The organism is Melghiribacillus thermohalophilus, assembly GCF_004342905.1.
GTDB lineage: Bacteria > Bacillota > Bacilli > Bacillales > Alkalibacillaceae > Melghiribacillus > Melghiribacillus thermohalophilus.
Map to the genome: position 1 here is coordinate 1 of NZ_SMAN01000009.1, position 12584 is coordinate 12584.

At 41.5% G+C, this 12584-nt stretch carries 12 protein-coding genes; 3 read left to right on the forward strand and 9 right to left on the reverse strand.

What is annotated here, in order from left to right; genetic code table 11:
* Together EDD68_RS15410 and EDD68_RS07740 are read right to left on the reverse strand one after the other, a co-directional pair.
* Positions 1-270 (reverse strand): hypothetical protein (locus EDD68_RS15410; RefSeq protein WP_207902558.1); only part of this gene is annotated, 270 nt, incomplete at its 3' end.
* Positions 271-836: 566 nt separating this feature from the next.
* A complete protein-coding gene (locus EDD68_RS07740) occupies positions 837-1346 on the reverse strand; it encodes a methylated-DNA--[protein]-cysteine S-methyltransferase (RefSeq protein ID WP_132371676.1) in 510 nt (169 codons plus the stop codon).
* Positions 1347-1620: 274 nt separating this feature from the next.
* On the opposite strand from EDD68_RS07740, the gene EDD68_RS07745 reads away from it, so the two are divergent.
* Positions 1621-2232 (forward strand): class I SAM-dependent methyltransferase, encoded by a 612-nt coding sequence (locus EDD68_RS07745; RefSeq protein ID WP_243646799.1) that lies wholly within the window; start codon positions 1621-1623, stop codon positions 2230-2232.
* Positions 2233-2457: 225 nt separating this feature from the next.
* Here EDD68_RS07745 and EDD68_RS07750 read toward each other — a convergent pair whose 3' ends face one another.
* From EDD68_RS07750 to EDD68_RS07760, 3 genes are all read right to left on the reverse strand, one after another.
* On the reverse strand, positions 2458-2763 hold the full coding sequence (locus EDD68_RS07750; RefSeq protein ID WP_132371677.1) for a hypothetical protein: 306 nt from the start codon (positions 2761-2763) through the stop codon (positions 2458-2460).
* Between the two features lie 126 nt (positions 2764-2889).
* Positions 2890-4716: a YhgE/Pip domain-containing protein gene (locus EDD68_RS07755; RefSeq protein WP_132371678.1), complete on the reverse strand. Its 1827-nt coding sequence runs from the start codon at positions 4714-4716 to the stop codon at positions 2890-2892.
* Between the two features lie 2 nt (positions 4717-4718).
* Positions 4719-6752 (reverse strand): efflux RND transporter permease subunit, encoded by a 2034-nt coding sequence (locus EDD68_RS07760; protein WP_132371679.1) that lies wholly within the window; start codon positions 6750-6752, stop codon positions 4719-4721.
* Between the two features lie 180 nt (positions 6753-6932).
* Between EDD68_RS07760 and EDD68_RS07765 the strand changes: the two genes are divergently transcribed.
* Positions 6933-7499: a TetR/AcrR family transcriptional regulator gene (locus EDD68_RS07765; protein WP_132371680.1), complete on the forward strand. Its 567-nt coding sequence runs from the start codon at positions 6933-6935 to the stop codon at positions 7497-7499.
* A gap of 98 nt (positions 7500-7597) precedes the next feature.
* Here the strand turns inward: EDD68_RS07765 and EDD68_RS07770 are convergent, their stop codons facing one another.
* The 4 genes from EDD68_RS07770 to EDD68_RS07785 all read right to left on the reverse strand — a co-directional run bounded on the left by EDD68_RS07770 (position 7598) and on the right by EDD68_RS07785 (position 11200).
* A complete protein-coding gene (locus EDD68_RS07770; protein WP_132371681.1) occupies positions 7598-9067 on the reverse strand; it encodes a PH domain-containing protein in 1470 nt (489 codons plus the stop codon).
* The gene (locus tag EDD68_RS07775) at positions 9064-9552 is read right to left on the reverse strand and encodes a PH domain-containing protein (RefSeq protein ID WP_132371682.1); all 489 of its coding nucleotides are present in this window, start codon (positions 9550-9552) and stop codon (positions 9064-9066) included. Before EDD68_RS07775 ends, EDD68_RS07770 begins: the two co-directional genes overlap by 4 nt.
* 73 nt (positions 9553-9625) lie before the next feature.
* Positions 9626-9961 (reverse strand): DUF3784 domain-containing protein, encoded by a 336-nt coding sequence (locus EDD68_RS07780; RefSeq protein ID WP_132371683.1) that lies wholly within the window; start codon positions 9959-9961, stop codon positions 9626-9628.
* A gap of 42 nt (positions 9962-10003) precedes the next feature.
* Positions 10004-11200, reverse strand: a complete 1197-nt coding sequence (locus EDD68_RS07785) for a site-2 protease family protein (RefSeq protein WP_132371684.1) — start codon at positions 11198-11200, stop codon at positions 10004-10006.
* Between the two features lie 212 nt (positions 11201-11412).
* Between EDD68_RS07785 and EDD68_RS07790 the strand changes: the two genes are divergently transcribed.
* Positions 11413-12567 carry a thiolase family protein gene (locus EDD68_RS07790; protein WP_132371685.1) on the forward strand — a complete coding sequence of 385 codons (1155 nt, stop codon included), beginning with the start codon at positions 11413-11415 and terminating at the stop codon, positions 12565-12567.
* Positions 12568-12584 lie beyond the last annotated feature (17 nt).

Below are 12584 nucleotides of genomic sequence, written 5' to 3' on the forward strand. Positions count from 1 at the left end.
ATGCGTATTCGCATGGAATGTCAGCAACCAGCCTAGCATTTGAAAGCAATCATACGATAGAGGAAGAATCAAGCACATTTTGTTGCGGAGAACCTGCTGTTTTAAAAAATTCAATAAATTTACATCCATTAACTCTTTGGTGCTAATTTTAAATGTAATTACATTTATATTTGGGCTTATAGGTTTTTCTAAGGTGAGAGACTGGAAATCATTATTAAGAAGTATTCTAACTTTAATTCTTACTTTAGGTCTATCAATTTTAATATCCATCATTCTATTTATCGGAGATTTATTTTCATAAATATTAAAGACTATTTTACCAATCTATATTTTTAATTTATTGGCTACTCTTAGGCGGAATTTTTATTTTGCTTTCCCATGCCCATTAGAAGCTTATCATCGACTCGATTAGGCTTTCGATCAACATACCCTCAATGACCTTCATTTGAGCTGTACGACGCTTATATTCATGTTCTCCAAACGTAATGACATTCGAATTTATAACGAGTACTTTCTAACCCTTATCATTCAATAAAAATAGAGATACTAATCCAATTATTGACCTTTTTATATTTTGTGATTAAAAACCGAACCAGTCATGGGAGAGGCTCTTTTTTACCATATCCCTAATTCTTATTTTCATTCTTGTAAAGCTGATGTGAGTACTTCTTCAATAAAGCCATATTTAATGTCATTTTCCTACAATTGATTGGAATGGGTTATGACTTTGTTTTGCGCTACACGTTTCGACGAAAAAGTATCTTTAACCATTCCTGAGCGAAGAACTGTTTATTATGGTACCGTTAGTTAGTCACCTGTAAAATCTGTCATAGATCCTATTTATTTTGATTTATTTTCTCTTTCAAATGAACACCTTCAATGTGCAGCAATTGTCTCTTCATTTCCAGCCCTCCCACATACCCTGTAAGCGTATGATGAATACCGATGACCCGATGACAGGGAATTATCAATGGCAAAGGGTTATGGGAAATGGCAGAGCCTGTAGCCCGTGCAAACCTCGAATTTCTTCCAATGGATTCGGCTATTTGAGAATAGGTACGTGTTTCCCCATATGGGATTTTCGTTAACGACTCCCAGACCTGTTTTTGAAAAGGAGTGCCGATGAGATCAAAAAGCAAATCAAACTGTTGTCGGTGACCGTGCAAATATTCATGAATCTGGTGACTTACTGATTTCCCCAGTTCTTTGCTTCTTTTCACAACCTGCTCAGCACTTATAGCATTCCAGAGATGATCCGTTAAAATCACTCGTTGAAGTGCTCCATTGTTTTCATGAAAGATAAAGCGCAAACAGCCTATTGTCGTATGGCATTCATCATATATCATACGCTAGAACCTCCCCATTTGAGATGAAATTCCCTACATGAATAACTTTTTTTCATGGGTATATTCCTACTTTTACAGGTAAAACAGAAACATTCTTCCCTTTTCTTGCTGTTTCATTGTTGATCAAAAGCAAATCGGGAGGGTTCACAAAGTCTGCTTTTAATTCTATAATCGATAGAATCATGCGGTTCCGGTCCCTACTATTCCTTACAACCATTTACATACATTTCCCCTCATGTTACATTAACAAAAACCAATTGGGAGAAATAAGGCGGTGAGAAAATTGGATAAGAAAAAGTTGATCAAAAAATTCGATAAGCAGGCAGATAAATATGAAAAGTATCTTCAAAAACAGCAGGGGAAGATGTTCCGTTCAAAAATGTTTTCAAAAGCCAGCGGAAAAACCCTGGAAGTAGCCATTGGCGCCGGTCTCAATATGCCTTACTATCCGAAAAGCATTGAACTGATAGGAGTTGACTTTAGTCCGGAAATGTTAAAGAAGGCGAGAAAGGCTGCTGAGCAATACGGTATACGTGCGAAATTGCAACTGGCTGATGTGGAAGAACTGGATTTTGAAGAAAATACCTTTGACACTATCGTTTCTTCAGGTACTCTCTGTACGTACCAGGATCCCCTCCACATGCTCAATCAGTTTCAGCGCTGGTGCAAACCAGATGGACAAATTTTAATGATTGAACATGGGATCAGTCAATTCCGATCCATAACGTGGCTGCAAAACCGGCTGAATGGACTGGCTAAACGGGCGATTGGCTGCAATATGAACCGGGATATTCAAAGACTTCTGAAAGACTCTGATCTTTCAATTGAGAAGATGGATCGAATCATGCTGGGAAGTCTCTATTTAATACATGCGAAACCTTCTTGATAGCATGTGATCTTTTCCATGAACCTTTACACTGCTCTCGATTGCATTGTTTAAAAAAATAATCATTGGGTATCAGTACCCGACTCAAGTTTAATAGTGCTCCAGGAATATCAAACGATCGTGTCAAAACGTTACGAATGCAAATCATCTTAGAAGAGAAGGAGGGGAGTCATCTTGATCTTCATCCTGCTTCCCCAGAGCACCTTTTTCATATATACCTGCATATCATGATTTTACTTCATCTTTTGTAACTTCACGCCACCCATTTGCTTTAAGATGCTCTAAATAAGTTTCAAGTGTGATTTCTTCTTTGTCTAATACAAGCGGCTTCAGTGAAACAATGCATTCATTTGCAGCATAGTTGACCGTTACGTTGACGACTTCGTAACCATTATGAAAATCCGGATGAAAACCCGGATCATCTATGATATCTCCTTTAACGGGACGAAAATGAGATTCAAACGTTTTCATCATCACATGTCCTTGTTGACTGGTTATGGAAGAAACAAATATGACCAAATTTATTTTCATCATCTTTCTCCTTTCTAACATTCAATATCATTTCATTATAAAACTATATTTATTTTATCACAATGAAACGATAAGGAGCTGCCCGTAAAACGAACTTGTTCTTGTGAGGCAGTCCCCTGTTTTTATCTATTTAAACAGATCAAGCAGACGGTCCCAGAATCCTTCTACCTCTTTGGTCTGGATGGTCTCCTCCTCATCTATTTCATCCTGCTTCATGCTCTCAGTCTTCATGACGAATTGAACAGATGCAACGTTTTGATTTTTAGATGATACGAAGGATACGGGTTCATAATCGGATTTATCGTACTCATGGATCATTGCATACATCTCGTTTTTAATCTGGTCAGGCAAATCATTGGTGGAATCAGCGAGCTTTGCCGTTCCCCTTTTTAAGTCAGCTGCTCCACTGGATAACTCATTGCTGCCATTTTTCAAGGTATTGATTCCGTTGTGCAGATCTGTATAGGCGGCTGATAACGAATGAATCCCATTTGTGTATTCAATTAACCCTTGATGAAAAGACTGATAATTCGTGGACAACGTTTGGATCACTTCCTGCAATTGACCCATCGAATCCTGCACGGTCATCTCTTCCAGGCTATTACCCAGCTGTTCTGCCATTTGTTCCAGATTAATCCTTATCTCACGGATCGATTCAATGATGTGGTTGAGAGCCGGTTCCACACTCTCGAAAGCTTCATTAACCCGGTTATACGTCCCCTTGACTGTTTGGGCTGCTTCATAGTTTGCGATCAGCTGATCCAGTACATCAGGATCTGCACCGCTTGCATATAACTGATGAATGTCGGTTTCTGAGATTTGTCCTTCCGGAATCGTCTGAATGGATTGATCCAGTACTTGATAGGCCTCAGCATAGGCGACTTTTAAATCCGCTAATGCCTGTTCCACCTCCTTTAAACCGCCTGCTATATGAGTTAAACCATTCTGCAGATCTTCTAATTCACTCATGTCCACATGAATGGTTTGATCCGTTACCGATTCGCTTAACGATTTCAGTGCATCATCGATTGATTTGGAACCTTCGATTACATCTGCCGTACCCTCATCAAGTCCCTGGATTCCTTCTTGATAGTCTGCAGAACCTTTGTGAAGGTTTCGGATCCCGTCGTCCAATGTTACGAGACCCTGGTGAAGTTCCCGAACTCCTTCATGAACGCCAGCTGTTGCACCGGATAGGGACTTCATATCATCTGTCATATCATCCGTGTCTGGTTGATCAATTGCCAGGGATGACGGTACGGCTGTCATTTCAATGCTTTCCATTTCAAACCCTGTCACATCTGCTGTTACGACCAGTTGTTCTTCTTTTTCCGGCAGAACGGTAAAGGTCACCTGTTTATTTTCCCCTGCACTGGCCATTAAACCGTCTTCAGCCTGGATGTCTGAAAAAACTTCCGTACGAAATGGAATGGTGATCTGCAACATATAATTTTCAAAAAAACCGCCCACTGCTGCTTCATTTTTTTTCGTTTCAATCTTTAATTCTAGTTCACCGTCTTTCCCGATGATCTCCTCAGGTGAAACAAGTTGGCCATTGAAATAATAGAATATATCAATCACCCATGGCAACGGTTTTTCTTCCAAATACCCCTGATAATAAAAAGGTTCATCGCTAGCAGCAAAAGTAATACGGTCCCCTTTTACGTCAATATCCTGCAGATCTGTTAGATTTTTAACTCGCTTATAAGGCCCAAAATCTTCTATTAAACCTGGCTCTTCAATGATGAAACTGTTGACCACATACATACCCGTCTGGTTTCCATTTGCATCCAGTGTAGCGTAAACCACTTCAGTCTTTTCAGCATAACTGCCAGAACGCTGTCCATCCTGACCGCCAGATGCTGATTGATTGTTTGATGCCGAGACCAGAAGGGTTGGAAGCAACAGAAAACCAATCATCACGATCACGAATAGGCGTTTGAATATGATCATCCTCATTTCCCCCCTTTATAAAAGTTTGCTTTCCATGTCGTCTTTTCGATCACCCGATCAAAAATAACCAGCAATGCCGGCAATACAAACACGACCATTCCGAAGGCAAGCAATGCTCCCCGTCCGAGCAGCAGTCCGATCGATGAAACGATCGGGTTCGTTGACGTCAACCATAAAATAAAGCCGACACTGGATAAAATGGATGCTGAAATAAAGATAGCAAATATTTTTTCATCAATGGTCTGCTTGATCGCTTTCAGTGCAGGCATGTGTTGCCGCAGACTGCGGTATTTTTCGGTAAACAAAATACCATAATCAACGGTAGCTGCCAGCTGAATGGTACTGATCAGCAAATAGCCGATATAGACTAGTGATGCATCCATAAAATACGGAACAGACAGGTTAACCCAGACGGATGCCTGGATGGTCATCAGAAGGACAACAGGAATGGATACGGATCGGAACGTAATCAGCAATATCACAGCAATAGTTACGACTGTCAGCAGATTAACTAAATGGTTATCCTTCTCCACCGTATGTTTAATATCATATAAGGACACACTTTCACCAAGTATATACACCTTATCATAATAGGATTCTGCGGTTTTTTCGATCTTTTCAATCAGTGAAAATGCTGCATCTCCCTCCGTATCCGTTTCAGCGTGGACAATCATTCGGGCAAACGTTTCCGAATAAAATGGTTCTGTCACTTTTTCATCCAAATAGTCCGATGGAATGACTGGACTGACGGCGTTCACATAAGCATCCACACTTGAGACGCGGGGCAGCTCTTCCAGTGCCTGAACCAGCTTTTCTTCTCTGGCAATATCTCCATTCGGCACCATTAACACAACCGGCGTCTGTTTACCAAAGATTTCTTCAATCGCCACCTGATCTTTTCCGGCACGGGTATGTTCGGGCTGATCCCCGACCCCATATAAAAACGTCGTCTGGCTCTGCGCCAGAAATGCCGGTATGATGATCACCAGCAGCAAAAGGAAAGCCGGAATTCTTACTTTCAGCACGCGCCTGCCGACATTTTTAAACTCAGGAACAAGTGGGCGATGACTGGTGCGGTCAATCCAGTGGTAAAACGTCACGGTTAAGGCCGGTAAAAAGATCATCACACTAACATAACTGAGAAATATGCCTTTTACAAGATTCAGCCCCAGATCCGCTCCAATCTCAAAATTCATAAACGTTAATGCCATAAACCCGAAAAACGTAGTGGATGCGCTTGCCGTAATGGCCGGAAATGACTCTTTCATCGCCAATCCCATAGCTTTCGCCGGATCACTCACCCGACGACGGAAATCTGAAAAACTATGCAACAGGAAGATCGCATAATCCAGAGAGACAGCCAGCTGCAATATAGGGGCCACCGACTGGGTTACGAATGAAACTTCACCGATAAAGATATTTGTTCCCAGGTTGATTAATATCGACACACCGATCGCTGTTAAAAAAAACAGCGGTTCAACCCAGGAATTCGTAGATAAGATTAAAATGACAATGATGATTGGCACTAATAGAGATGCAGCAAACAATGTTTCTTTGAAAGCCATTTTTTGTGAAACGGCGGTATTTACTGCTTCACCAGTTACCGCATTTTCTTCCCCAATGACATCATAGATCTGGTCCATAATGGCTGCTTCGTCGCCTTCACGAACCCGCAACGAAAACAAAGCATTTTCTTGTTTATAGTAGGATTCAATGGCATCCTGATCTGCCATTTCAAGGGGGATCTTCATGTCCATCAGATCATCGAGCCACATGACTCCGGAAACACCGTCGATTGCCTCGAGTTTTCTTTTATAATCCAGTGCTTCTGCAACCGAAACATCCCGAATCATAACCCTGGCATTGGCCACCGGGTCATCAAACTCCTCCTCCATCACATCCACGGCAACCGTTGATGGGGCATCTTCGGGAAGATAATCAACCAGATTATAATTAACCGATACGGCAAATTGGACAATTCCCCCGATAATCGCCAGAATAAAAAAACTGCTGACGATGCTTTTTCTATGTTTCATCACACGTGATGACAAGGATCGGTACACACCCTCTCTTGCACAAATTCACTTCACACTTTATCATTATATGGACACCGTGTTGGCTATTCAACAGACAGTTTCATGTTTCATGTCAGTTATCCAACATCTAACGTTTAACTGTTGGATTGTAACAAATTTGTCAAAAAAGGAGTGGGATGCGTGAGTAAAAAGCTGGATCGGCGGAAAAAGTATACCCGTTCTGTCCTCAAACAGAGTTTGATGACGATCCTTGAAAACAAACCGATATCTTCCGTTACTGTCAAAGAGATTTGTGACAAAGCAGATATTAACCGCTCCACTTTTTATACCCACTACAGGGATTCGTACGACCTCCTGGTAAAAATTGAAGAGGAAATCATTGAAGATTTATATCAATACCTGAAGCAGTATGAATCTTCCCTTGATGAAGAAGGAGAAAAAATGACAATCAAACTGCTTGAATACATTGCAGACAATCAATCCATGTTTAAAGTATTACTCAATCAAAATGCAGACCCAGGCTTTGAAAAGAAATTGAATGATGTTGCCAAACAGTTTCTGATTCATCACTGGATCAGAAAACATGTTCCGGACGAGCGAGAATCGAAGTATTTAAGTACATTTGTAGTGAGCGGTGCCATTCATGTGATCAAAGATTGGATTCAACAAGACCTGGATCACTCCATTCCTGATATGGCCAGAATGATTAATCAGTTTATTAATGATGGATTGTCGTATATAAAGTAAAAATCGTAAACTTCAATTTGTTCTCATTCAACACGAAAAACCCTGGAAACGTTTTGGATCCAGGGTTTTTCGTGTTGAAATGGGTTCGGTGATTTGAATCATTGAACCTTTACTTCTTTTTTCCTCTCCCTATACCACTGGTGAAATGTCCGGGCAAAAGATAAGGGTACGTCCGCCACTCCTTCAATATGAACCGGGGTGGAACGGTTTTTAGTCTGTATGGAAACAAGATGAAACATCCTCTGCAAAAATGACTGTGTAAAACCCACTTCAATCACATTTTTCCGCCTGGTTATAAATAGTCGGCTGGTAAATCCGCCATGCCACCATTGCACCTGATCGCCGGAAATGGCGTATCTGGTATGATAATAATCCAAAAACCGATTGACCATCATGATCATCAATAGAATAACCGACCACACCCACCACGGAATGTGCAAGTCAAATATAGATGGATTGAAGAAATATAAAATGAGTGAAGCAATAACCCACAACCAACCAGGTTTAAGCAATTTAACGAGCAAAGACACTTTAGGCAGCCGTACCATCTCCTGATCAAATGAATAGGAAGGCAATAACTTTTTGATCAATTCAACCGCCTGATCCATCGGTAAAAAGGGATACAGGGAATTGACCTGTACAGAATCGTCGCCAAAATCGGAATTTGCGGAACTGATTAACTTCACTTCCGCTAAGCCAAATAAGCGTTTGATCAGCGGCTGTTTCATTTCAAGTCCCTGAATTTTCTTTTTTTCAATCGTAAAAAATACCTCATTTAATATTCCCTGTTTGATATAAATATGAGTATCATCCGAAGATATTTCATATTTTCCGTACCGTACAAATGTCCGGAACATTCCAGCTACGATAAACAGGCAAACGGCAACAATCATGATGATGATTGACAGCCAAATATTGTTGATGATTTGAAAGAACATTCCCTCATACCGCTCAGGGTCCGGCAAGAAAGGTTCTAATTTGTCATATAATGAAACCGCTATGGGAATCACCGCAAGAAAACTTAAGGAAGTAAAACTCGCTTTCCACAAATCCCTCCTCGATGGTGAAAAGTGAACTTCTGCAATCCGGATAGTTTCTTTCGATTCAGTTTCCGGTAGCCGGGTATGGTTTTTTTCTACCCTTTTTACAATATCCATCAACCATGAAGCCTGTTTTTTGGTTAAAACTTCAAACTTAATTTCATCGTCAACTCCATCCATGGCCGTTTCAAATGTTAGTGACGTTACTCCAAATATCCTGTGAAATAATGTGGTTCTCTGGGAAACGTTTTGAATCCTGTTAAACGGAATGATGCTTGTCTGTCTAACAAATATTCCTTTCTTCAGCTTAAAGGACTGATTGTCCTGGAACTCATAGGTTGTCATAAACCAGTTTAAGATGATATAAATCAGATGGACAGAGGCATAGAACAAAAATGCATATCTGCCGTACTCAAAAAGCCAGAAAGTCGAGTTCCCTTTGATGACAAATAAAACGAATCCAGGAACAAAATGATTTTTCATGAATTGCCATAACCGAAACAATATCGTTAACGGATGATATCTCATGATTCCTCTTCCTTTAATTTAGCATATTCGGCTATTTCCTCTTTCAGTTTGAATGCAGTCGGTTCATCTAAGCCAGGAATCGTTTGGGATGAACCCATCGTTTCGACCTTTATAGACCGCAGTTTATACATTTTCATCAGCGGTCCCTGGGTCGATGAAACCGACTGAATCTTTGTAACAGGGATGGTTACCCATTCCTTTTTGATCACCCCATAAGAAAGGTACAAATATTCTGGATCGAGTCCATATCGCCAGCTTCGATATAAATATTTCGGTTCAAACAAATCCCAGATTGTCCCTAAAATCGTTAAAATAAGAAGAATGTGCAGGATCCACCCGACCCAATCAGGCCATTGAAAGTAGCCGTCTAACCAGTACAAAATCAACAGGACGATAAACCCGATGATATTTGTGATCATTTCAGATATTAGGCGGACCTTGATAAAATGTGGAGATATTGTATGTTTTAAATCTTTTTCATCCATTTGTACCATCCTTTACTTTATCGCTAAAAAGTGTCAGATTTTCATCCCTGCACAGAAGATTAGTTGACACTCCTCATTTGCCAGATCGTTCATTCTTGTTAAATCGATTACCTGTATTTATATAAACCAGGGCAAACACTATCAAACCAAAAAACAGCACCATGCCAGCTATGAAAAGGATGTTTTGGCTGAATAGGTGGCCAAGAGCAAAAAGAAGCAGGCTACCGCTGATCCCAAACATGATTTTCCCCATGAATTTAGCAAGGGCAGTTTCATTATATTTCGCTTTTTCCTCTTCAGGCAACGTGTTATATCCTGCAATTAAAAACGCTCCTTTTCCTGCTGAAAACACAAAGGCCAATGCCAAAAAAAGAAAGAAAATAATGGAATAGATGATGATTCCGATCATCTTTTCAGCTCCCTTCATCGAATTATGCTAAAGATCTTCCGGTTATGCTTCTAATGGGTTTAACCCAGTAATCTGTTCCATGATCTCTCCACCATACCACATAAACATGGCCAGAACAGCCAGAAGGGTCAGATAGAGGGTGAACCAGGTGATTTTGGTTCTCAGATCGGTCTGGTAATACGTTTTTAATTTCTGTAGCTCTTTCTCAATGGGGTTGAGGTCAAAGCCTTTCTCCATTGTCCGGTTTACTCTGGCTAAAATTTTTTCCCGGTACGCCTCTTTTCCCTCATCTAAAACGCCATCACCATCACTTTCACTGTTTACTTCGAGCAGCGAAAGAAAATCATCAAGCAATCGTTTTTGTTCCCGCATTGTATGGGTCTCAATATCCAGCTGCTTTTTATCCCGCCGTTTCCAGACCGCAAGATGATCCCGTTTTTCCTGCAATCTTTCAATTCTGGCATCGAGCCAGTTGTGATCCGTCTTTAAGGAATGATAGAGATATTCAATGGAATAGCCCGCATGGTTCATCATTCGCTTAGTCCAGCCCTCTATGTCGGTAATAGCTTTTTGAATGAGCGACTTTTCAAGGCGAAGGAGCTCGATCTTTGTCCCCTCTGTAAATCGGTTATACCAGGTGATGATTCCAAGAATCAGGATAAAAAACAAAAGGGGGTTTCCAAGTTTAATAGCTAAAACAAGAAGCACCACAAGTCCCAGCAGCCAGACTTTCGTGGAAAACGCTGTCACAATTCTCCCCCCATCCAGAGGGGAAACAGGAATAAGATTAAATAAATTGATAAACGCACCAAGATATATGATGAGAGCCCATAATGGATCCCCAGTTTCATTGAAAAGAGGAATGGCTGGCAGAAATGATAATAGTCCTGCCAGGGGGCCGCCATAGGCAAGAAATGCTTCTGTTTTTGCATCTTTTATCTGCTCTTCTTTGATTGATATAGCTGCTCCCACAAAAGGAATAAAGATCGCCGGAGAGGTCTCAATGCCCTTCATTTTTGCCGCCAGAAGATGCCCCATTTCGTGCACAAATATTAAATACACGACAGCCACAGCAAATTTCCATCCGAACAGTAATGCATAAGTTCCGAGCATAACCAACATAGATATTAATGTAGGAATTTTCACCAGCTTTAACAGAGCCAGCACCCAGCTCAGTTTCGATCCGACAAAAACGAAGACCCCGGCAATTCCTGCTCCCCATTTCTTAATGTATTCCATAATGAACACCCCCCTGAAATATCATAAGGCTGTCCATGATAACCTATAGATGTGTTGATCAGACCGTTTGTTCAATATCTACGTTTCTCATGGAAAAATGTTTCATTTCTGAGAGTGGCCTTTTTTTCGGAATCATCTGTTTTTTCTAAAATATTGTTATAATGAAATCATATGAGGTTATTCATTATGATTAAAGCAGGGGGAGTTTCAGAATGAGAGAAGTTGTTATCGTCGAAGCGGTCAGAACTCCAGTCGGGCGCCGCAATGGTCTGTTGAGCCATATCCGCCCAGATGATCTTGCCGCTTTAACCTTACAAGAGCTGGTTAATCGAGCCGGGATTGACCCCGGACTTGTGGAGGATGTCATCATGGGTTGCGTCAGTCAGGTTGGTGAACAGGCAGCAGACATTGGAAGGCTGGCTGCCCTAATTGCCGGATTTCCAATTGAAGTTCCGGGAACAACCATTGACCGTCAGTGCGGTTCTAGCCAGCAGGCCGTCCATTTTGCAGCTCAGGCCATTTTAAGCGGTGATATGGATGTCGTCATTGCTGCCGGGGTGGAAAGCATGTCCCGAGTTCCTATTGGCTCTAATATGAATGGGGCTTCATTCAGCCCTGCATTAACTGAAAAATATGAAATGATTCACCAGGGACTCTCTGCGGAGCGGATAGCCGAAAAATGGGGGTTTTCCCGGGAGCAGCTGGATGAATTTTCGTATCACAGTCATCAGAAAGCCATTCGTGCTCAGGATGAAGGACGTTTTGAAAGGGAGATGTTCCCAATTGAAGTGACCCTGCCAGACGGCAGCAAGGAAACAATCCGAGATGACGAAGGACCCCGGCGAAACACGTCCGTAGAAGTTCTTGGTCAATTAAATCCTTCATTTAAAGAAGATGGTGTGATACATGCCGGCAATGCCAGCCAGATCAGTGATGGAGCTGCAGCCATTCTGTTAATGTCCAGGGAAAAAGCAGAAGAGCTGGGACTAAAACCCCGCTTCCGTGTAACGGCCCGAACAGTGGTTGGCTCCGATCCAACGTTGATGCTAACCGGACCCATCCCTGCAACCAAAAAGGTCCTTCAAAAAGCTGGCCTGACCATTGATGATATTGATTTATTTGAGGTGAACGAAGCCTTTGCCCCTGTTCCGATGGCCTGGCTGAAAGAAACTGGTGCAGCCCCTGAAAAATTAAATCCAAATGGCGGGGCAATTGCCTTAGGTCATCCACTGGGGGCCAGCGGGGCTAAGTTGATGACCACCTTAATCCATGAACTGGAGAGAACTGGAGGACGCTACGGCTTACAAACCATGTGTGAAGGACACGGAATGGCCAATGCAACCATCATCGAGAGAATAGATTCATAATCATGGATCCATTACAC